Raw genomic sequence first — 22,264 nt, forward strand, 5'->3', positions numbered from 1 at the left:
GGTCAAAACAAATGCGGTCCACCGGGACACGCCGGACTTCCGCAGCTCATGGCCGACAGGTTTGAGACAGCCGACCGTGGGCGCACGGCAGGAAAACGACCTTGGCGGTCCGGCAATACGCGTTCTCAGTACATTGAACCGCGCAATGGACGATCGGGGGACGGGATGGCGGCGGCGTACGCACCCGATGGCGACGGACTCGACGACCGGGTGCCCTTTCTCGCGCGCCTGGAACGCGAGGACCGAGTGTCCCTGCTCGGACTGGGCCGCGAACTGAGTTTCGCTTCCAGGACCCCTCTGCTCAGGCAGGACGAACCGTCCGCGTACGTCCTGTTGATCATCAACGGTTGGACGAAGGTCACCACATCCGCGCCGAACGGTTACGAGGCGTTGCACGCCCTGCGCGGCCCCGGCGACATCGTGGGCGAATCGGCCGCGTTGACCGGGCGGCCACGCTCGGCGACGGTGACTGCGCTCTCCCCTGTACGGGCCGTAGTCGTTGCGCACGAGAAATTCCGCGCGTTCGTGGCCGGCTCCGCCAAGGTCTCCCTCACGCTCCTGGCGTTGACCGCCGACCGGACGCGCGCCGCGGACCGGCGCAGCCTGGAGTTCGCGGCGATGACGGTACGGGAGCGCTTCGCCGTCCTGCTCCTGGATCTGGCGCACACCCATGGTGGCCGCACGGACGAAGGCATCGAACTCGACATACCGCTCAGCAAACAGGAGCTGGCCGGGGCGGTCGGGGCGTCCAGGGAAATGGTCCAGCGGCTGCTGAAAGACCTGCGCGAGCGGGGCATCGTGCTGACGGGGCGGCGGGCGATGGTGATCGTGCGGCCGGACGCGCTCCGCCGGATCGCGCGGGCACAGGACTCCGTCCGACCGGTCGTCCACCACGAAACCCCGCGGACTCCGTAGAGCGGTCCCCGCGCGCTTCTCGGAGGGAATGCGGCCGCGTGACTCTGTGCACGCGGTCACACTGCGAGTGAGTCATCCGCCCTCACCGCCACAGCCCCATCGGCCCCACGCTCGTGTCTTCGGCCCACGGAGACCCGAGCGAGAGGCAACCCATGAACGATCCCGTGAACAGCACGATCCTGCTGCTCGACATCGAAAAGTACAGCGAACGGGACGATGTCGAGCAGGCGTATCTGCGCCGCATGCTCTACGACCTCAACGACCGGGTGCTGCTGGCCGCCGGAATCGACGAGACCCGGCGCCGGCGGGCAGACCGCGGTGACTCCGTGATGGAGCTGATCGACGCCAACTGCTCGGTGATCGCCCTGCTGCGGGCGCTGCTGACCGAGGTACCGGCCCAGTTGCGCAGCCAGAACCGGCGCGCCTCCACCTCGGCTCAGATGCGTCTGCGCGCAGTGGTCGCCTCGGGGTACGTCGCCGTGGACCGGCTCGACGGATGGGTCGGCAGCGATCTCAACCACGCGTGCAGGCTGCTGGACGCGGAGTTGTTGAAGACCGCGCTGCGGGAGCGCCCGGGCGACTTCGCGCTGTGTGTGTCCGATCCGGTCTACCGGGGGATCGTGCGGCACAGCCACACCGGCGTACCGGCCGAGGAGTTCCGCTCCGTCACGGTGGACAGCAAGAACGGCCCACTCGCGGCGTGGCTGCACGGTCCGGTTCCGTGGGAGAGCCCGCGCCCCGCGAGCGCGCGGGTGGACATCCCGTCGGCCTCAGGCGCTGCGCCGCACGCCCCGCAGGCACCGGCCCAGGCCTTCGACTTCGGCGGCGCCACGGTCACCGGGGGCGTCTTCGGCGGGATCAACCACGGCATCGGCGGCGGCACCTTCTCCGGGGACATCCACCTCGGCGACGGAGGCCGGGAGGACCGCCGATGAGTACCGAGGAACAGCCGCACGGCCCCCAGCCTCCGGCAGGGGGCGACCAGGCCGCCGAGGCGCAGGAAAGCCGCCAGGCCGACGGGGAGGTTGCCGAGGAGACCGACCAGCCACAGCCCGCCTGGGCGGCCCGACGGGATCTGGCGAACCACACCCCGCGGACCATGGGATTCGGGGACAGCGCCCGGGTCGACGGAGGCGTCTTCGGCGGGATCAACCACGGCATCGGCGGCGGCACCTTCTACGGCGACATCCTGCTCGACAAGACCGAGATCATCTACCAGTTCGGCACGTCCTCCGCACTCCACGCCTCGGGCGAGATCGCGCAGTCCACCCTGGAGGAGCTGTCGGCCTGTTTCGTGCCCGCGTACGCCGACTTCGAGGCGTTGGTCGACCGGCTGCGCGAGGACCATGTTCTGGTGGTCTCGGGTCCCTATTACGCGGGCCGGCGGACCGCCGCGCTCATGCTGCTGCACCGGGTCGGCGCCCACCCGGTCCAGGCGATCGGCCGGGACACCACCCCCGGGCAGCTCACCGCCAGTCTCGGCGGCGGTGAGGCGCGGGGCGGCCGAACCGGCCATGTCCTCTGCGATCTGATCACCGAGCCTGGCCGGCCGCTGCGCGAGGCGGACCTGCTGGCCGCCCGCAAGGAACTGGGCGAGGACGCGTATCTGGTGATCACCGTGGGGCCGACGGCCCTGCTGGAGGACGTACCGGTGGTGAGCTGGCGGGCTCCCCTGCCACGTGACGTCCTCACCGCTCACCTGGGCGTGCTGGTGGGCGAGGACAACGTGGCGGAGCTGCTGTCCCTGCCTGCCGTGACCGCGTTCCTCGAACGCAACCATCAGCCGCGCGAGGCCGCCGAGTTCGCCCGGCTTGTGGCGAGGTACGCGGCCGGGGAGGCCGACGCCGCAGGGCTCGGGGACTTCTCCCTGATCGCGTTGGAGAACCAGGTCCAGGAGTGGTTCGAGGACGACGGGACCGTACTGCACCTGCGGGACAAGGCGTTCCTCGTTGCCCTGGCCGCCTTCGACGAGGGCCCGTACGCCCTGACTGCGGAACTGAGCGATCTGCTCTACGCCTTCCTCCAGGAGACCGAGAACGGGGCGCGGTTCCCTACCGTCCCGGTCTTCGGCACGCACATCGGCAAACGGCTCCAGTTGGCCCGAGCGCGTCGGTTCGAGGCCGAGGAGGCCACCGAGTGGGGTCCGGTCCGACAGGTGAAGGCCGCCTACCGGGACGAGCGGACCTCGCTCGTGCTGCTGCGCGAGATGTGGACCGGTCACCCCTCGGCACGGCCCGCGCTCGTGCGCTGGCTGCAACGGCTGGCAGGGGACGGGCGACCGTTCGTCCGCACCCGCGCCGCCTCCACCGTCGCCGTCCTCGCCCACACCGATCTGCCGTCCGCCATGGCACTGGTCATCGAGCCGTGGGCTTCCTCCAACCTTTACCGGCACCGCCTCGTCGCCGTCAACGCGCTCACGCTCACCCACTTCCTGGGTACTCCCAACGTGCCGCGCATCCTGGACGCCTGGTGTGAGAGCGACGATTCGACGTTGCGCTGGGTGGCCATCCGCGCCCATGGGCTGATCGGCCCGGAGCGCCCCTCCGAGACCCTGGCGGCGCTGCGCGCGGCGGCCCGGCACCAGGCTGAACGGTCGGAGCCGGACGAGGATCTGCCGGGGCAATTGGGCGAGTCCGTAGAACTGTTGCTGCTTTCGCCGGCGGGTGACGACGTGCTCGCCGGGCTGCTCAGGACGCTGCACGACGACCGTCCGGCAACCGAACTCGCGCTCGGCGGCTTCATCAGCGCCTGTCGTCGGACCGAGCAGGACGAGCGCCACGGACAGCCGCTCGTACTCTCCTGGTACGTACGGGCTTCGGCCGCGCGGACACCGGCCGTCACCGGCATCGCCGAGCTGTGGCGCACCGCTCTGGAGAGCCGCGGCCACACCCGGAACGCCCTCGACGTGCTGCGCCGCTGGGTGCTGTCGGCGGACCACGACCCCGGCACGGAGTGGGCGCTCGCCGCTCTGCTGCCCTCGCTCATCACCACGTCGTCGGAGCACCAGCGGCTCAGCCATCTCCTGCGGACCATGCCCGGCGAGGACGGCACCGATCCCCCGCCTGTCGCAGGCCGACTGCTGGCCGTTCTCCCGCATCCCTGATCCGTACGACCTCATCCACAGCAACAGGAGAGGCACCATGCCCGAGTTCCGCCGACTTCCCGACTGGGACCAACAGGCCGACCGCGGCACGCGGTTGACCGACCCCGTGGTCACTGTCCGGCAGCTGTCCCGCTTCGGATTCGCCCGCCGGCCGCTCACCCGCATCGACCACGCCCTGGTCTTCTCGGCCCCCGACGGCTCGTACGACACCTACCTCCCTCCGGTCCGGCCCACCCGGGCCGGGGCCGCCGCGAAGCGGTACACCTCGGTGTACGAGGTCGACATGGGCGTCCACCCCGTGCGCGAGGAGATCGGCCTGCCGAGCGACGACGACGCCTTCGAGTTCGAGGGGTTCGTCGAATTGTCGTGGCAGGTCGTCTATCCCGCGCGGTTCGTGATGAGCCGACACCGTGACGTACCACGACTGCTGATCAGCGAGCTGGAACAGGCGGCCCGGCCCGTCACCCGCCGCTACACCGTCTCCCGGAGCGCGGACGCCGAGCAGGCGCTGCTGCGGGAGGTGCGCGCGCAGGGTGCGCTCGGCACCGGGGCAGGGCTCGCGGTGACCTGGACCGTACGGCTGCGTGGGGACCAGGGGGCCATCGACCACGTACGGCGCATGAGGTCCATCGACCACACGGCCACCGAGCAGGTCCACACCGAGCGGCGCGGCAGGGAGCACGATGCCGCGATCGACCGGCGCATCAGGGAGCAGGACGAACTGCAGTGGGGGCGAACGGCCGACTTCGAGGAGCAGCAGCACGAACTGAGGTTGCGGCAGCAGAAGTGGCAGCATGCGGAGGCGGTCGACCGGGCCCGTCGGCAGCTGGAGCTGCAGCAGGTGAACGCGGAAAAGATCGCCTTCTACGAAAAGCACCTGGAGCAGGGTGGGGTCCGCGCATGGGCGCTCCATCTGGCCGACCATCCCGAAGACACCAAGCTCGTGGTGAACAGCCTGCGCCAGGACCAACTGCACATGATCAAAGCTCAGATGGAGCTGGCCGGCGAGCTGCTGAACGGCGACAGCGCGGAGAGTCACGAGCTGGAGGCGCCGAAGAAGAAGGCACTCCAGGCGTTGATCGACGTGCTGAACCAGCACCTGCCCGGGGTCACCGCGCAGAGCACGGCCGCAGGCCGGCTGACCGTGTCGATGCCGGAAGACGCGCCGCATGCAGTACCGGGGGCGGTCATGCGGCGCACATCCCAGCCGGACTTCGACCGAACCGACCGAGCTGACGGCATCGACGCAAACAGCTGGGACGCACACCGGCTCGACGCGACACCGTTTCGCAGGGCCGATCCGGAGTCGGGCGCCCCCTTGAGCGCCTTCCCGGGCTGGCAGCCGCCGCCGGGCTATGGCAGCGCTCCCTTGAGGCCGACGAGCACGGCCACGCCGTCGGCAGGCGCGGAGGGCGTGCGCGAAGCAGCCGACAGGACCGGTGTGCCGAAGGCCGGGTCGGCGACTGCCGCAGCCTCTCCCCTCCCCAGGCCGGCCCCCGCCCCCCTCCCCGCCGAGGAGACGACGGCCGACGCCGCCGGGACGGCGGACCGGGGCGGAGCAACCGACGCAGCCGAGCCTGCGGACATGGCTGAAGCGCCGGACCAGGAGGACCGCAGCGCATGACCGACATCCCACCGGCCCAGAACATCGACGCCGGGACGCGGCTCCTTCTCGATCTGCGATCCGAGATTGCACGGGCAGACAGCAAGGCGTCCGTGCTGGTCGCCGCGCTCGGCATGACCGCGGGCGTGATCAGCGGCTGGCTGGCCGGCAGCGAATGGCGCCCGGACGCGCTCTCCGGCCCCGGCACGGCGCTGTGGTGGATCGGCACCGGCGGGCTGGCGACCGCACTGCTTTCCATGCTGATGGCCGTGCTCCCGCGCTACCGCGGCAGCACCTGGACCCCCGGCGCCCCGCTCACCTACTTCGCGGACGTCCGACGCGCCGCCCGCCAGAACCGGCTGGCGGAAGCGCTCGACGCCACCGAGAGCGCCCCGGCCACCGCGCTCGTCATGGCCCTGACCGAAACCAGCCGGATTGCCGTACGCAAGCACCAGTGGATACGTGTGGGCCTGCTCGCCTATTCCGTGGGCGCCGTCCTGCTCCCCACCTCGCTGCTTCTCGGCTGACGCTCCTCACCCCAAAGGACGATCATGACCCGACCAGCAACTCAGCCCCAGGGCCCGGGCGACGGGCCCGTACCGGCGGATGGCGGACCTGGGCAGTCACCGCCCAACCGCGGGACCGCACCGCCCCCGGCCCACGGCCCGGACCCGACCGCCACCGCACCACCCGCGCCCGATGACTTGATCTACGAGCACGGGCCGGGCCGACGCGTGTACTACACCGCGCACCAGCGGCACGTGGATGTCACCGCACTCGGCCGACTGGCACTGGCACTGCCGGCCTTCCTGATGAGCACGCTGGTGGTGCTGCTCGTGAGCGCGATCCTGGACCGCTGCATCGGGCTGCCGTTCTGGACACCGGCCGTGCTCTGGCTGGCATCCGGCGCCCTGGTCTTCCACCGGCCCACAGAGGACCTTCTCGCCCGCTACCTGCTCAGGCTCCGGCGCCCGATGCCCCAGGAGGCCGCGCGGCTGGAGCCGGTCTGGCGGGAGGTGACGGCCATCGCCGGGATCGACGGAGCGCTGTACCAGCTCTGGATCGAGGAGAGCGACGATCTCAACGCGTTCGCCGCCGCAGGCCACATCGTGGGGGTCACCCGGTTCGCGCTGGAACAGCTGCCGAGTGGCCAGCTGGCCGCCGTACTCGCCCATGAACTCGGTCACCACACCGGGGGGCATGCGTGGTCGTCGCTGCTGGGCCACTGGTACGGGCTGCCGGGCCGGGCTGCCTGGCGCGCCCTCCGCGCAATGGCCCGCTCCGTCGTCACGCCGGCCAGGTGTGCCGTCTACCTCATCGTCGGCGTCCTGCTCCTGGCGATCGGCGGGCTCGCCTCCACGGCCGCCGCGGTCCTGTACGGGCTTCCGCTGCTTCTCGTGTTTCCGTATCTGTCGGCGGCAGTGGGACGCCGTGCCGAACTGCGTGCCGACCGCCACGCCGCCGCGCTCGGATTCGCACCGAAGCTGGCCGAGGTGCTGCAGACGATGCACGCGAACGAGATCCGGGCGCGGCAGAAGGCGCTCGCCGTCATGGGAGAGCGGATGGAGCGGGAGTCGACGCCCGCGCGGCTGCTCTCCACCCACCCCGACTTCCCGACCCGGTTGCACCATCTGCGGCACTACCTGTAGCCACCACCGCCGGTGCGGCACATCGACACACGCCGAAGGGCGGCCACCCGTGCACAACGGGTGACCGCCCTTCGGTCGATCAAGCGACTCGCTTACTGGTTGTACGGACCGTAGTCGTAGTCCTCCAGCGGAACGGCCTGGCCGGAGCCCGTGCCGAACGGCGAGTAGTCGATGTCGTCGTAGCCGACGGCCGAGTACATCGCGGCCTTGGCCTCCTCGGTCGGCTCGACCCGGATGTTGCGGTAGCGGGACAGACCCGTACCGGCCGGGATGAGCTTACCGATGATGACGTTCTCCTTGAGGCCGATCAGGGAGTCCGACTTGGCGTTGATCGCCGCGTCGGTCAGGACCCTGGTCGTCTCCTGGAAGGACGCCGCCGACAGCCACGACTCGGTGGCGAGCGAGGCCTTGGTGATACCCATCAGCTGCGGACGGCCGGAGGCGGGGTGACCGCCCTCGGTGACCACACGACGGTTCTCGGTCTCGAACTTCGAACGCTCGACGAGCTCGCCCGGCAGCAGCTCCGCGTCGCCGGACTCGATGATCGTCACGCGGCGCAGCATCTGCCGGATGATGATCTCGATGTGCTTGTCGTGGATCGACACACCCTGCGAGTTGTAGACCTTCTGGACCTCGCCGACCAGGTGGACCTGGACCGCGCGCTGACCGAGGATCCGCAGCACGTCGTGCGGGTTGGTGGCACCCACGGTGAGCTTCTGGCCCACCTCGACGTGGTCGCCCTCGCCCACCAGCAGACGGGCACGCTTCGAGATCGGGAACGGCGTCTCGTCGCTGCCGTCGTCCGGCGTGATGACGATCTTCTTGGTCTTCTCGGTCTCCTCGATACGGACGCGGCCTGCCGCCTCCGAGATCGGGGCGACACCCTTGGGCGTACGGGCTTCGAAGAGCTCGACGACACGGGGCAGACCCTGGGTGATGTCGTCACCGGCCACACCACCGGTGTGGAAGGTACGCATCGTCAGCTGGGTACCGGGCTCACCGATGGACTGGGCGGCGATGATGCCGACCGCCTCACCGATGTCGACCAGCTTGCCGGTGGCGAGCGAGCGTCCGTAGCAGAAGGCACAGGTGCCGACCGCGGACTCACAGGTCAGGACCGAACGGGTCTTGACCTCCTCGACGCCGGCGCCCACCAGGGCGTCGATCAGGACGTCACCGAGGTCGACGTTGGCAGGCGCGATGACCTTGCCGTCGACGACGACGTCCTCGGCGAGCATGCGGGCGTAGACCGAGGTCTCGACATCCTCCGTCTTGCGGAGCACGCCGTCCTCACCCTTGACGGCGATCTTCAGCTTGAGGCCGCGATCGGTGCCGCAGTCCTCCTCGCGGATGATCACGTCCTGCGAGACGTCCACCAGACGACGGGTCAGGTAACCCGAGTCGGCGGTACGCAGGGCGGTGTCCGCCAGACCCTTACGGGCACCGTGCGTGGAGATGAAGTACTCCAGAACGGTGAGGCCCTCACGGAAGGACGCCTTGATGGGACGCGGAATCGTCTCGTTCTTGGCGTTGGACACCAGACCACGCATACCGGCGATCTGACGCATCTGCATCATGTTTCCTCGGGCACCCGAGTCAACCATCATGAAGATGGGGTTCGTCTTGGGGAAGTTCGCGTTCATCGCCTCGGCAACCTCATTGGTCGCCTTGGTCCAGATCGCGATGAGTTCCTGCGTGCGCTCGTCCTTGGTGATGAGACCGCGCTCGTACTGCTTCTGGACCTTCTCGTCCTGCGCCTCGTAGCCGGCGACGATCGCCTTCTTGGCCTCGGGGACCACGACGTCGGAGATGGCCACGGTGACACCGGAACGGGTCGCCCAGTAGAAGCCCGCCGCCTTCAGGTTGTCGAGCGTCGCCGCCACGATGACCTTGGGGTAGCGCTCGGCGAGGTCGTTGACGATCTCGGAGAGCTGCTTCTTGCCGACCGAGTAGTCGACGAACGGGTAGTCCTCGGGCAGCAGCTCGTTGAAGAGCGCGCGGCCCAGGGACGTACGCAGCCGGAACGTGTCGCCCTGCTGGTACTCCTGCTCGCCCTCCTCGGCGACCGGCGGCACCCAGCCGCGCGGCGGGATGGTGCCCACCGGGAAGCGGATGTCGACCTTCGCCTGGAGCGACAGCTCGCGGGCGTCGAAGGCCATGATCGCCTCGGCCGTGGAACCGAAGGAACGGCCCTGGCCGACGACCTTGCGCTCCTCCTCGTCCGTGGTGAGGAAGAACAGGCCCAGCACCATGTCCTGGGTCGGCATGGTGACGGGACGACCGTCGGCCGGCTTCAGGATGTTGTTCGAGGACAGCATCAGGATGCGGGCCTCGGCCTGCGCCTCCGCGGAGAGCGGCAGGTGCACGGCCATCTGGTCACCGTCGAAGTCCGCGTTGAACGCGGTGCAGACGAGCGGGTGGATCTGGATGGCCTTGCCCTCGACCAGCTGCGGCTCGAAGGCCTGGATACCGAGGCGGTGCAGGGTCGGTGCACGGTTCAGCAGCACCGGGTGCTCGGCGATGACCTCTTCGAGGACGTCGTACACCACGGTGCGGCCGCGCTCGACCATGCGCTTGGCCGACTTGATGTTCTGCGCGTGGTTCAGGTCGACCAGGCGCTTCATCACGAACGGCTTGAAGAGCTCCAGCGCCATGGCCTTCGGCAGACCGCACTGGTGCAGCTTGAGCTGCGGGCCGACGACGATCACGGAACGCGCGGAGTAGTCCACACGCTTACCGAGAAGGTTCTGACGGAATCGACCCTGCTTGCCCTTCAGCATGTCGCTGAGGGACTTGAGCGGGCGGTTACCGGGACCGGTGACCGGGCGACCGCGGCGACCGTTGTCGAACAGCGCGTCGACGGCCTCCTGCAGCATCCGCTTCTCGTTGTTCACGATGATCTCGGGGGCACCGAGGTCAAGGAGACGCTTGAGGCGGTTGTTGCGGTTGATCACACGGCGGTACAGGTCGTTCAGGTCGGAGGTCGCGAAGCGGCCACCGTCCAGCTGCACCATCGGACGCAGGTCCGGCGGGATGACCGGCACGCAGTCGAGCACCATGCCCTTGGGCTTGTTACTGGTCTGCAGGAACGCGGAGACGACCTTGAGACGCTTGAGCGCACGGGTCTTCTTCTGGCCCTTGCCGGTACGGATGATCTCGCGGAGGCGCTCGGCCTCCTCGTCGAGGTCGAAGGACTCCAGGCGCTTCTGCAGAGCAGCGGCACCCATGCAGCCGTCGAAGTACGTGCCGAAGCGGTCACGCAGCTCGCGGTAGAGCAGCTCGTCGCCCTCCAGGTCCTGGACCTTGAGGTTCTTGAAGCGGCTCCACACCTCGTCGAGACGGTCGATCTCGCGCTGCGCACGGTCGCGCAGCTGCTTCATCTCGCGCTCGGCACCCTCGCGCACCTTGCGGCGCACGTCGGCCTTGGCACCCTCGGCCTCGAGCTCGGCCAGGTCGGTCTCGAGCTTCTTGGCGCGGGCCTCGAGGTCGGCGTCGCGACGGTTCTCGACCTGCTGACGCTCGACGGAGACGTGCGCCTCCAGCGAGGGCAGGTCACGCGTACGGCGCTCCTCGTCCACGAACGTGATCATGTACGCGGCGAAGTAGATGACCTTCTCGAGGTCCTTCGGCGCGAGGTCGAGGAGGTAGCCGAGGCGCGACGGGACGCCCTTGAAGTACCAGATGTGGGTGACGGGAGCGGCAAGCTCGATGTGGCCCATGCGCTCACGGCGCACCTTGGCGCGCGTGACCTCCACGCCACACCGCTCACAGATGATGCCCTTGAAGCGGACACGCTTGTACTTGCCGCAGTAGCACTCCCAGTCCCGGGTCGGACCGAAGATCTTCTCGCAGAAGAGTCCGTCCTTTTCGGGCTTGAGCGTGCGGTAGTTGATGGTCTCCGGCTTCTTCACTTCGCCGTGCGACCAGGTCCGGATGTCGTCCGCGGTGGCAAGGCCGATCCGCAGCTCGTCGAAGAAGTTGACGTCGAGCACTTGTCGTCAATCCCTCTTTCGGGGGTTCGAGCCCCTCGCATCAAGCGAGAAAATGGGGCACTTCAGCAATGGTCTGAACGGGTCCGGGGAGAGCCGGCCGCCCCTGGGCGGGGCGGCCGACCAACCCGTCAGACCTCTTCGACGCTGCTCGGCTCGCGCCGGGACAGGTCGATACCGAGCTCCTCCGCCGCGCGGAAGACGTCCTCGTCCGTGTCGCGCATCTCGATGGACATGCCGTCCGAGGACAGCACCTCCACGTTGAGGCAGAGCGACTGCATTTCCTTGATGAGCACCTTGAAGGACTCAGGGATACCCGGCTCAGGGATGTTCTCGCCCTTGACGATGGCCTCGTAGACCTTCACGCGGCCGGTCACGTCGTCGGACTTGATCGTCAGGAGCTCCTGGAGGGCGTATGCGGCGCCATAAGCCTCAAGGGCCCACACCTCCATCTCACCGAAGCGCTGTCCACCGAACTGAGCCTTACCACCCAGCGGCTGCTGGGTGATCATGGAGTACGGACCCGTCGAACGAGCGTGCAGCTTGTCGTCGACGAGGTGGTGGAGCTTGAGGATGTACATGTACCCGACCGAAACCGGGTCCGGGAACGGCTCACCGGAGCGGCCGTCGAACAGCTGGGCCTTGCCGGAGGGCTGCACCAGCCGGTCGCCGTCGCGGTTCGGGATCGTGGCCTCGAAGAGACCGGAGATCTCGTCCTCGCGCGCACCGTCGAAGACGGGGGTGGCGACGTTGGTGCCGGGGGCGACCTGGTCGGCGCCGATGGACTGCAGGCGCTTGGCCCACTCGTCACCGAGGCCGGAGACGTCCCAGCCGCGGCTGGCGAGCCAGCCGAGGTGGATCTCCAGGACCTGTCCCGGGTTCATTCGGGACGGGACACCCAGCGGGTTGAGGATGATGTCGACCGGGGTGCCGTCCTCCAGGAACGGCATGTCCTCGATCGGGAGGATCTTCGAGATGACGCCCTTGTTGCCGTGACGGCCGGCGAGCTTGTCACCGTCGGTGATCTTGCGCTTCTGCGCGACGTAGACGCGGACCAGCTGGTTCACGCCCGGCGGCAGCTCATCGCCCTCTTCGCGGTCGAAGACGCGGACGCCGATGACCTTGCCGATCTCGCCGTGCGGGACCTTCAGCGAGGTGTCGCGCACCTCGCGCGCCTTCTCACCGAAGATCGCGCGGAGCAGACGCTCCTCGGGGGTCAGCTCGGTCTCACCCTTGGGCGTGACCTTGCCGACGAGGATGTCACCGGCGACGACCTCGGCACCGATACGGATGATGCCGCGCTCGTCGAGGTCGGCGAGGACCTCTTCGGAGACGTTCGGGATGTCCCGGGTGATCTCCTCCGGGCCGAGCTTGGTGTCACGGGCGTCGACCTCGTGCTCCTCGATGTGGATCGAGGAGAGGACGTCGTCCTGCACGAGGCGCTGCGACAGGATGATCGCGTCCTCGTAGTTGTGACCCTCCCACGGCATGAACGCCACGAGCAGGTTCTTGCCGAGGGCCATCTCACCGTTCTCGGTGGCCGGACCGTCGGCGAGGACCTGGTCGGCGACGACCCGGTCGCCCTCGGAGACGACAACCTTCTGGTTGACCGAGGTGCCCTGGTTGGAGCGCATGAACTTGGCGATGCGGTACGTGGTGTACGTGCCGTCGTCGTTGGTCACGGTGATGTAGTCCGCGGAGACCTCCTGGACCACACCGTCCTTCTCGGCCTTCAGCACGTCACCGGCGTCGGTGGCGCAGCGGTACTCCATGCCGGTGCCGACGAGCGGGGCCTCCGACTTGATCAGCGGTACCGCCTGACGCATCATGTTCGCGCCCATGAGGGCACGGTTGGCGTCGTCGTGCTCCAGGAAGGGAATCATCGCGGTCGCGACGGACACCATCTGGCGCGGCGAGACGTCCATGTAGTCGACGTCCGTGCCGGGCACGTAGTCGACCTCTCCGCCACGGCGGCGGACCAGCACGCGGGGCTCGGTGAAACGCAGCTCCTCGGAGAGGGTCGCGTTCGCCTGGGCGATGACGTAGCGGTCTTCCTCGTCGGCCGTGATGTAGTCGACCTCGTCGGTGACCTGGCCGTCGACGACCTTGCGGTACGGCGTCTCGATGAAGCCGAACGCGTTGACGCGGCCGTACGAGGCGAGCGAACCGATCAGACCGATGTTCGGGCCTTCAGGGGTCTCGATCGGGCACATGCGTCCGTAGTGGGACGGGTGCACGTCACGGACCTCGAAGCCGGCCCGCTCACGGGACAGACCACCGGGACCCAGAGCCGAGAGACGACGCTTGTGCGTCAGACCCGACAGCGGGTTGTTCTGGTCCATGAACTGGGACAGCTGGCTGGTGCCGAAGAACTCCTTGATGGAGGCGACGACCGGCCGGATGTTGATCAGGGTCTGCGGCGTGATCGCCTCGACGTCCTGGGTCGTCATGCGCTCACGCACGACACGCTCCATACGGGCGAGACCCGTACGGACCTGGTTCTGGATGAGCTCGCCGACGTTGCGCAGACGACGGTTGCCGAAGTGGTCGATGTCGTCGGTCTCGACGACGATCGAACGACCGGACTCGCCGACCGTCTCGGTCTCACCGGCGTGCAGCTTGACCAGGTACTTGATGGTCGCGATGACGTCGTCGGTGGTGAGAACGCCGGCGTCCAGCGGCTCGTCGGCGCCGAGCTTCTTGTTCACCTTGTAGCGGCCGACCTTCGCGAGGTCGTAGCGCTTCGGGTTGAAGTAGAGGTTCTCGAGCAGCGTCTGAGCAGCCTCGCGCGTGGGCGGCTCGCCCGGGCGGAGCTTGCGGTAGATGTCGAGCAGCGCGTCGTCCTGACCCTGGGTGTGGTCCTTCTCCAGGGTGGCGCGCATGGACTCGTACTCGCCGAACTCCTCGAGGATCTGCTCGGTGGTCCAGCCGAGAGCCTTCAGAAGAACGGTGACGGACTGCTTGCGCTTGCGGTCGATACGGACACCGACCATGTCGCGCTTGTCGATCTCCATCTCCAGCCAGGCACCCCGGGACGGGATGATCTTGGCGGAGAAAATGTCCTTGTCGGACGTCTTGTCGATGGAGGAGTCGAAGTAGACACCCGGCGAGCGGACCAGCTGCGACACGACGACACGCTCGGTGCCGTTGATGACGAAGGTGCCCTTGTTGGTCATGAGCGGGAAGTCGCCCATGAAGACCGTCTGGGACTTGATCTCGCCGGTCTCGTTGTTGGTGAACTCGGCCGTGACGAAGAGCGGGGCGGCGAACGTGAAGTCGCGCTCCTTGCACTCGTCGATCGAGTTCTTCGGGGGCTCGAAGCGGTGGTCGCGGAACGTAAGCGACATCGACCCGGAGAAGTCCTCGATCGGTGAAATCTCCTCGAAGATTTCCTCCAGGCCGGACTTGGTGGGGACGTCTTGTCCACTGTCCAGAGCAGCCTCGACGCGAGCCTTCCAGGCGGCATTGCCGAGGAGCCAGTCAAAGCTCTCGGTCTGCAGCGCGAGGAGGTTCGGAACCTCGAGGGGCTCCTTGATCTTTGCAAAGGAGATGCGCAGCGGGGCGGTGCTGGCACCGTTGTTCGTATTCGCGGTCGAGGCGTTGCGCGAGGCGGCCAAGAGGGGGTCCTTCCGAGGGCTCGGACTCACTACGCGCGTACCGGTCCCAAGTTGGACACGGAGACAGTCTGTTCCTGATTCGACCAAGAATGGCCAGGTCAGAGACGATCAGTCGTCGGTGCTCAAGCGTGGGCATGCCCCTGGTGACGGGCAGGAGGCAGCTAACAGGCAGCGCAAAGGGTCAGTGTAGCCAAACGGCACACTGATGTCCAGTCGGGGTTCTCAGAGACCCACGTTGCTCTCAACAGCTGTTCTCAACACCTATGACTAGCCCTTGCGCGCGGTGCGCTCTTCTTTACTGCCCTCTTCGCCCACGATCCATGCCTCGGATTCGGATCGATGTGACGACGCGTCCTGAGAATTGCGCGCCGCGTGCGGTTCGTCAAGGCCCCACCACCGGGACAGCGCTCCGAGGTCCTCACCCGACCGCCTCCCGGCGCCGGCCGTCCGACCCCGAGAGGCAACGGCGAAGATCACCATACTCGTCGCCGCCGGAAGAGCAAGGCAGCCGCCGCGGGTACGCCGAAGGGCGACCACCCGGATGGGTGATCGCCCTTCGCGTTTTGACGTCCGTGCCGTGCGGCACAGGCAGTCAGAAGGAGTCAGCAGACTCCCTGAGTCACTTGACCTCGACGGAAGCGCCGGCGGCCTTGAGGGACTCGGCAGCCTTCTCGGCGGCCTCCTTGGCGACCTTCTCGAGGACCGGCTTCGGGGTGCCGTCGACGAGGTCCTTGGCCTCCTTCAGACCCAGCGAGGTCAGCTCACGCACGACCTTGATGACCTGGATCTTCTTCTCGCCGGCGCCGGTGAGGATGACGTCGAACTCGTCCTGCTCCTCGACGGCCTCAGCGGCGGCACCGGGGGCACCGGGGGCGGCAACGGCGACCGCGGCGGCGGCGGTGACGTCGAACTTCTCCTCGAAGGCCTTCACGAACTCGGAGAGCTCGATGAGGGTCATCTCTTCGAACTGCGCGAGCAGGTCGTCCTGGGACAGCTTCGCCATGATGGCGTCCTTCCACTAATTCGGCTGGTGCCGGATGTACATGTAGGCGGGCGTACGTTCGGCCCGCTGCGACCGTCGCCCTGGCGGGCGGCGATCAATGCGCGAGCCGAATTACTCGGCACCGCCCTGCTCGGCCTGCTTGGCACGAAGCGCCTCCGCGGTGCGGACGAACTTCGACGGCAGCGCCTGGAAGAGCTGAGCAGCCTGAGACTGCTTGCCCTTGAAGGCACCGGCCAGCTTGCTGAGCAGAACCTCGCGGGACTCGAGGTCCGCAAGCTTCTTGATCTCATCGGCGGACAGCGCCTTGCCATCAAGGACACCGCCCTTGATGATGAGGTTCGGGTTCTCCTTGGCGAAGTCACGAAGACCCTTCGCCGACTCCACCGGGTCACCGGTGATGAAGGCAACCGCCGTCGGACCAGTGAAGTGGTCGTCCAGCGCGTCGATCCCGGCCTCGTTGGCCGCAATCTTGGTCAGCGTGTTCTTCACCACGGCGTACTGGGCGTTCTCACCGAGCGAACGACGCAGCGTCTTGAGCTGCGCCACGGTGAGACCCCGGTACTCGGTCAGCACAGCGGCGTTCGAGCTGCGGAACTGGTCCGCGAGCTCGGCTACCGCGGCAGCCTTGTCGGGCCTTGCCATGAGCGTCGGCCTCCTTCCGGGTGATGAGGACCGCTCAGAAGGGGCCGGGAAAGACGAAACGCCCCGGCGCGGGCGCCAGGGCGTAGCTCGACCGAACGAAGTCCGGGAGCTTTCCACAGTCACCTGCGCGGGTCGCCCGTACTCAACGGATCCTTCGGTCGCTGTATCCCTCTTGCGAGAGCACAGCAACGACCAGCGGTCTTTGGCTTCTGTAGGAGAGTACGCGACCGGGGTCGCGCCGAGCAAATCCGTCCCTCTTCAGGTGGTGCGGGAGGTTTGGACCGACCGTCTCAGTTCGTGCCCGAACCGGTCCCCTGCTGCTGCTTCACGAGGTCGGCGAAGTCGACCGTGTCGCCGGCCGGGGGCTTCTCGACCGAGACCTTCGTGCCGTAGTCGCTGTAGTACACCGTCGAATTGAGCTCGCCGGTCTTCATCTGGCCGCGCTCGGTCTTCTTGACCAGCAGATCGTTCTCGTCGACCCAGATGTCGACCTTCTCCGTGGTGATCCCGGCGTCGCTCAGCTGCTTCTTCAGCTGTTCGAGCTGGTCGGCGTCGAGTGCGGAGTTCTTCGCGGTCAGCTCGGCGACGTCGACGGTGCCGGAGTAGTGCGTGGCGGAGACTCCGCGCACGTCCTCCTGGCCGACCTTCTTCACGTCACCGGAGGCCAGCAGAGACTTCACGCCCTGGTCGGGGGTGGTGTTCTGCATCTGCTGCTTCATCGCCTCGCCGGAGGCACCCGCGAGCTTGGCGAGGTCGGCGTAGGGGTAGCTGATCCAGTGCTTGCCGCCGGCCTGCTGGGCGAAGGCGTCGCCCATGTTGACGATGTAGCCGTCCTTGAAGTAGCGGGCCTGCATCGTGCCGCTGCCACCGTTCTGCTTCATGGCGTCCGCCATGCTGCCGCCGGTGTACGTGATCTCCATGGTGCCGGTGAGACCGTCGGTCCAGTCGATGGTGCCGGTCTGCTTCATGGACATGGTGCTGCCCATCTGGGTGGTGCCCTCGACCTTCGCCGAGCTCTCCCCGCCGGTCTTCTTCTGTACGTCCCGCAGCGCGGCTATCGGGTCGGCCTTCACCACGGCGCTGCCGCGGTTGTCGCCGCCGTCCGATCCGCTGCCGTCCGAACCGCCGCAGGCCGCAACCGACGTCAGCGCAGCCGCCACCGCCACCGACAGACTCACGCGTCGCACGGTACTGGTCCTCATGTCCGCTTCCACCCCTCGTTCGGCTATCGAAGCCTCACGCTAACGCACAGCTCCGACACAGCCACCGGTTATACGGATACGAGGACGGGCCCCGCACCTCGAAAGGTTGCGGGGCCCGTCAAAGTCACGCGTGACGCGGCTTGCTGCCGAGCGCTGAGGCTCAGACGGCGGCCGGGTCCTCCTCGACGAGGAGGTTACGGGTGCGGTTGGCGTCCAGCGGGATGCCGGGGCCCATCGTGGTGGCCAGTGCGGCCTTCTTGATGTAGCGGCCCTTGGCGGCGGACGGCTTCAGACGGAGGACTTCCTCCAGCGCCGCGGCGTAGTTCTCGACCAGCTTCGTCTCGTCGAAGGAGACCTTGCCGATGATGAAGTGCAGGTTCGAGTGCTTGTCGACGCGGAACTCGATCTTGCCGCCCTTGATGTCGTTGACAGCCTTCGCGACATCGGGGGTGACGGTGCCGGTCTTCGGGTTCGGCATCAGACCACGCGGACCGAGCACCCGGCCGAGGCGGCCGACCTTGCCCATGAGGTCCGGGGTGGCGACGACGGCGTCGAAGTCCAGACGGCCCTTCGCCACCTCGTCGATCAGCTCGTCGGCGCCGACGATGTCGGCGCCCGCGGCTTCCGCGGCCGCAGCACGGTCACCGGTCGCGAAGACCAGGACCCGGGCGGTCTTGCCGGTGCCGTGCGGGAGGTTCACGGTGCCACGGACCATCTGGTCGGCCTTGCGCGGGTCGACACCCAGGCGGAAGGCGACCTCGACAGTGCCGTCGAACTTGGTGGTGGCGGTCTCCTTGGCGAGACGGACAGCCTCGAGCGGGGCGTAGACGCGCTCCCGGTCGATCTTGGCGTCCGCAGCGCGGAGGTTCTTGCTGCGCTTCACTTCTACTCCTGTGGTTTCAGGGTGTGGAGTCGTGGTGCGGGCCAGCGCTTGGCCCTACCACTGAGGACGTGAGGGGCTGAATCAGCCTTCGACCGTGATGCCCATGGAACGGGCGGTGCCAGCGATGATCTTCGACGCGGCGTCGAGGTCGTTGGCGTTCAGGTCGGGGAGCTTCGTCGTGGCGATCTCACGGACCTGGGCAGCCGTCAGCTTGGCGACCTTGGTCTTGTGCGGCTCGCCGGAGCCCTTCTCCACGCCCGCGGCCTTGAGGATCAGCTTCGCGGCCGGCGGAGTCTTGGTGACGAAGGTGAAGGAACGGTCTTCGTAGACCGTGATCTCCACCGGCACGACCATGCCACGCTGCGACTCGGTCGCGGCGTTGTAGGCCTTGCAGAATTCCATGATGTTGACGCCGTGCTGGCCGAGCGCGGGGCCGACCGGCGGGGCCGGGTTGGCCGCACCGGCGTTGATCTGGAGCTTGATAAGCCCCGTGACCTTCTTCTTCTTGGGAGGCATTGCTCTCTCCGGGTCCTAGTGAGAGTGTTTCGCCGCCGTCCGGTCATCCGGATGGAGGCATACCGCACAACGATAACGGGTATGGCTGCGCGACCAAAAACCGAGCAGGTCAGACCGGCTGTGTAGCCGGTCTGACCTGCTGGGTAGGCATGTGTCCAGAAACTGGCGGGAAGCCGCTAGTTCTTCTGGATCTGGTCGAAGCTGAGCTCGACCGGGGTCTCGCGGCCGAAGATCTCGACGAGACCCTTGACCTTCTTCGAGTCGGCGTTGATCTCGTTGATCGTCGCCTGCAGCGTCGCGAACGGGCCGTCGGTGACGGTGACCGAGTCGCCCACCTCGAAGTCGAGCACCTGCACCTCGACCTTGCGGGCCGGAGCCGGCTTGCCCTCGGCCTCCGCGGCCTCGCGGGCGGCCTTCTCCTCGGCCTCGGGGGCGAGCATCTTGACGATCTCGTCCAGGGTCAGCGGGTACGGGTCGTAGGCGTTGCCCACGAAGCCGGTGACGCCGGGGGTGTTACGGACGACGCCCCAGGACTCGTTCGTCAGATCCATGCGTACCAGGACGTAACCCGGGAGCTTGTTCTGGCGGACGTTCTTGCGCTCGCCGTTCTTGATCTGGACGATCTCTTCCTCGGGCACTTCGGCCTGGTAGATGAACTCCTCGACATTGAGCGAGACGGCGCGCTGCTCCAGGTTGGCCTTCACGCGCTTCTCGTAACCGGCGTACGTGTGGATGACGTACCACTCGCCGGGAAGGCCGCGCAGTTCCTCGCGCAGGGCCGCGACGGCGTCGACGGGGGCGGCCGACTCGGCCTCTTCTCCGGCCTCGTCGTCGTTCTCGGCGGGCTCGTCGTCGTCCTCGTCGCTCTCGGAACCGGAGTCGGCCTCCGCTGCCTCGTCGTCGTCCTCGGTGTGCACGGCGGCCTGCTCGGCGGGCTCACCTGCGGCGGCGTCGGCAGCTTCGGCCTGGTCCGGCTCCTCGGCGTCCGCCGCCTCGACGATGTCGAGCTCGTCCTCGGCGGACTCGAAGGCGCCCGCCGTCGGCTCGACGGCGTCGTTCAGGTTCGGGTCAGACACGGTGGCTGCTTCTTCCTGGATACAAATGGGTGGAACATGCGAAAGGGGCGCCCATGAGGCGCCCTCCGCGGGATCAGCCGAAGACGTACTTGATGACCCGCTGGAATCCGAAGTCAATCACGGTCACCAGACCAATCATGATGACGACGAAGACAATCACCACTGTGGTGTATGTCGTCAGCTGACTGCGAGTCGGCCAGACGACCTTGCGCAACTCGGCGACGATCTGGCGGTAGAACAGCGCGAGACGGCCCAGAGGACCCTTCTTGCCGCGCTTGCCGCCCTTTCGGGTCTTCTTCTTCGACTCGGGCACTTCATCCTCGGCATCAGGCATGTCGATGGAGCCCACGGCGTCCGTCACGCTTCTCACCTGATTCCGGGTCATGGCCGTGCCGCGCCCGGTGGAGCCGCACGGCGGTGCATTGAAGTACGTACATGCGCACACATCCTGGCGAAGGAGTGTGTAGCAGGGCCGGAGGGACTTGAACCCCCAACCGCTGGTTTTGGAGACCAGTGCTCTACCAATTGAGCTACGACCCTTTGTGGTTTCCACCAACCTACCGCATCTTCCCCGGATGCCCCGGGTGCGGGAACGGTGCGGCTGGTGAAGGCCAACGACAGGTGAGTGTACGTGCTCAGAGGCCCCACGTCGAACAGATAGCTTCCGACCACTCCCGGTCGCATGTTGTCCGCATGCTGTCCGAGTCGTGTCCGGTCCCTGAAACCCCTGTGCCGACAGGGAACGCGGTCTGGGACCATGGGGGTCATGAGCGCTGCAACCTCTCCCTCCGAGCGCCGGGTCTCCGCCCGCATCGGTGCCATCTCCGAGTCCGCCACCCTCGCCGTCGACGCCAAGGCGAAGGCTCTCAAGGCCGCCGGCCGTCCGGTGATCGGCTTCGGTGCCGGTGAGCCCGACTTCCCGACCCCCGGCTACATCGTCGAGGCCGCGGTCGAGGCCTGCCGCAACCCGAAGTACCACCGCTACACCCCGGCGGGAGGGCTCCCGGAGCTCAAGGCCGCCATTGCGGAGAAGACGCTGCGCGACTCCGGGTACGAGGTCGACACCTCCCAGATCCTGGTGACCAACGGCGGCAAGCAGGCCATCTACGAGGCGTTCGCCGCGATCCTCGACCCGGGCGACGAGGTCATCGTCCCGGCTCCGTACTGGACCACCTACCCCGAGTCGATCCGACTGGCCGGCGGTGTCCCGGTGGAAGTCGTGGCCGATGAGACCACCGGTTACCGGGTCTCCGTCGAGCAGCTGGAGGCGGCGCGCACCGAGCGTACGAAGGTCGTCCTGTTCGTCTCCCCGTCGAACCCGACCGGCGCCGTGTACAGCAGGGCCGACGCCGAGACGATCGGCCGCTGGGCCGTCGAGCACGGCCTGTGGGTGCTGACCGACGAGATCTACGAGCACCTGGTCTACGGCGACGCGAAGTTCACCTCGCTGCCCGCGATCGTGCCCGAGCTGCGCGACAAGTGCATCGTGGTCAACGGTGTCGCCAAGACGTACGCGATGACCGGCTGGCGGGTGGGCTGGATCATCGGCCCGAAGGATGTCGTCAAGGCCGCGACCAACCTGCAGTCGCACGCCACGTCCAACGTCTCCAACGTCGCCCAGGTCGCCGCACTGGCCGCCGTCTCCGGGAACCTGGACGCGGTCGCCGAGATGCGTACCGCCTTCGACCGGCGTCGGCAGACCATCGTCCGGATGCTCAACGAGATCGACGGCGTGCTGTGCCCCGAGCCCGAAGGCGCCTTCTACGCATACCCCTCGGTGAAGGAGCTGCTCGGCAAGGAGATCCGCGGCAAGCGCCCGGCCACCACGGTCGAGCTGGCGGCGCTCATCCTGGACGAGGCCGAGGTCGCGGTCGTACCGGGCGAGGCCTTCGGCACGCCGGGCTACCTGCGGCTCTCGTACGCCCTGGGCGACGACGACCTCGTCGAGGGGGTCTCGCGGCTCCAGAAGCTGCTGGGCGAGGCCAAGGCCTAGTACGTACTGCTTTCAGGATCTGCGACCCCCGGCTCCGGCCGGGGGTCGCATTCTTTTTCGAGGCTCAACTCGA

Annotated in this window: 16 protein-coding genes and 1 tRNA gene; 7 read left to right on the plus strand and 10 right to left on the minus strand. The window is 67.6% G+C overall.

Annotation, left to right across the window (positions count from 1 at the left end; all coding sequences use genetic code 11):
* The first annotated feature begins 165 nt into the window (after positions 1-165).
* The 6 genes from ACZ3IC_RS13325 to ACZ3IC_RS13350 all read left to right on the plus strand — a co-directional run bounded on the left by ACZ3IC_RS13325 (position 166) and on the right by ACZ3IC_RS13350 (position 7,270).
* Positions 166-915, plus strand: a complete 750-nt coding sequence (locus ACZ3IC_RS13325) for a Crp/Fnr family transcriptional regulator (protein WP_467415629.1) — start codon at positions 166-168, stop codon at positions 913-915.
* A gap of 152 nt (positions 916-1,067) precedes the next feature.
* Positions 1,068-1,850, plus strand: coding sequence for a hypothetical protein (locus tag ACZ3IC_RS13330; protein WP_467415630.1), 783 nt, complete (start codon positions 1,068-1,070; stop codon positions 1,848-1,850).
* Positions 1,847-4,018, plus strand: a complete 2,172-nt coding sequence (locus tag ACZ3IC_RS13335) for a hypothetical protein (protein WP_467415631.1) — start codon at positions 1,847-1,849, stop codon at positions 4,016-4,018. Before ACZ3IC_RS13330 ends, ACZ3IC_RS13335 begins: the two co-directional genes overlap by 4 nt.
* Positions 4,019-4,055: 37 nt before the next feature.
* On the plus strand, positions 4,056-5,642 hold the full coding sequence (locus ACZ3IC_RS13340; protein ID WP_467415634.1) for a hypothetical protein: 1,587 nt from the start codon (positions 4,056-4,058) through the stop codon (positions 5,640-5,642).
* Positions 5,639-6,148 carry a Pycsar system effector family protein gene (locus tag ACZ3IC_RS13345; RefSeq protein ID WP_467415635.1) on the plus strand — a complete coding sequence of 170 codons (510 nt, stop codon included), beginning with the start codon at positions 5,639-5,641 and terminating at the stop codon, positions 6,146-6,148. Before ACZ3IC_RS13340 ends, ACZ3IC_RS13345 begins: the two co-directional genes overlap by 4 nt.
* A gap of 24 nt (positions 6,149-6,172) precedes the next feature.
* A complete protein-coding gene (locus ACZ3IC_RS13350; protein ID WP_467415637.1) occupies positions 6,173-7,270 on the plus strand; it encodes a M48 family metalloprotease in 1,098 nt (365 codons plus the stop codon).
* 92 nt (positions 7,271-7,362) lie between these two features.
* Here ACZ3IC_RS13350 and ACZ3IC_RS13355 read toward each other — a convergent pair whose 3' ends face one another.
* From ACZ3IC_RS13355 to ACZ3IC_RS13400, 10 genes are all read right to left on the minus strand, one after another.
* On the minus strand, positions 7,363-11,262 hold the full coding sequence (locus ACZ3IC_RS13355; RefSeq protein ID WP_467415639.1) for a DNA-directed RNA polymerase subunit beta': 3,900 nt from the start codon (positions 11,260-11,262) through the stop codon (positions 7,363-7,365).
* A gap of 128 nt (positions 11,263-11,390) precedes the next feature.
* Positions 11,391-14,876 (minus strand): DNA-directed RNA polymerase subunit beta, encoded by a 3,486-nt coding sequence (rpoB, locus tag ACZ3IC_RS13360; RefSeq protein ID WP_467415640.1) that lies wholly within the window; start codon positions 14,874-14,876, stop codon positions 11,391-11,393.
* Positions 14,877-15,495: 619 nt separating this feature from the next.
* Positions 15,496-15,879: a 50S ribosomal protein L7/L12 gene (gene rplL, locus ACZ3IC_RS13365; RefSeq protein WP_093897231.1), complete on the minus strand. Its 384-nt coding sequence runs from the start codon at positions 15,877-15,879 to the stop codon at positions 15,496-15,498.
* A gap of 111 nt (positions 15,880-15,990) precedes the next feature.
* Positions 15,991-16,521 carry a 50S ribosomal protein L10 gene (gene rplJ, locus ACZ3IC_RS13370; protein ID WP_467415643.1) on the minus strand — a complete coding sequence of 177 codons (531 nt, stop codon included), beginning with the start codon at positions 16,519-16,521 and terminating at the stop codon, positions 15,991-15,993.
* 290 nt (positions 16,522-16,811) lie between these two features.
* On the minus strand, positions 16,812-17,723 hold the full coding sequence (locus ACZ3IC_RS13375) for an SCO4651 family lipoprotein (RefSeq protein WP_467415644.1): 912 nt from the start codon (positions 17,721-17,723) through the stop codon (positions 16,812-16,814).
* Between the two features lie 160 nt (positions 17,724-17,883).
* Entirely contained in the window at positions 17,884-18,606 is a 723-nt protein-coding gene (rplA, locus tag ACZ3IC_RS13380) for a 50S ribosomal protein L1 (RefSeq protein WP_019765122.1), read from the minus strand.
* A gap of 81 nt (positions 18,607-18,687) precedes the next feature.
* Positions 18,688-19,122, minus strand: coding sequence for a 50S ribosomal protein L11 (gene rplK, locus ACZ3IC_RS13385; protein ID WP_006126872.1), 435 nt, complete (start codon positions 19,120-19,122; stop codon positions 18,688-18,690).
* A 176-nt stretch (positions 19,123-19,298) separates the two neighbouring features.
* Complete coding sequence (gene nusG, locus ACZ3IC_RS13390; protein ID WP_467415646.1) at positions 19,299-20,198, minus strand: transcription termination/antitermination protein NusG; 900 nt, start codon at positions 20,196-20,198, stop codon at positions 19,299-19,301.
* 73 nt (positions 20,199-20,271) lie between these two features.
* Entirely contained in the window at positions 20,272-20,559 is a 288-nt protein-coding gene (gene secE / locus ACZ3IC_RS13395; RefSeq protein ID WP_467415649.1) for a preprotein translocase subunit SecE, read from the minus strand.
* Between the two features lie 106 nt (positions 20,560-20,665).
* A tRNA-Trp gene (locus tag ACZ3IC_RS13400) sits at positions 20,666-20,738 on the minus strand.
* A 226-nt stretch (positions 20,739-20,964) separates the two neighbouring features.
* On the opposite strand from ACZ3IC_RS13400, the gene ACZ3IC_RS13405 reads away from it, so the two are divergent.
* Positions 20,965-22,191 carry a pyridoxal phosphate-dependent aminotransferase gene (locus tag ACZ3IC_RS13405; protein WP_467415650.1) on the plus strand — a complete coding sequence of 409 codons (1,227 nt, stop codon included), beginning with the start codon at positions 20,965-20,967 and terminating at the stop codon, positions 22,189-22,191.
* Positions 22,192-22,264: the final 73 nt, after the last annotated feature.

This window comes from Streptomyces sp. NPDC002958, from assembly GCF_055563255.1.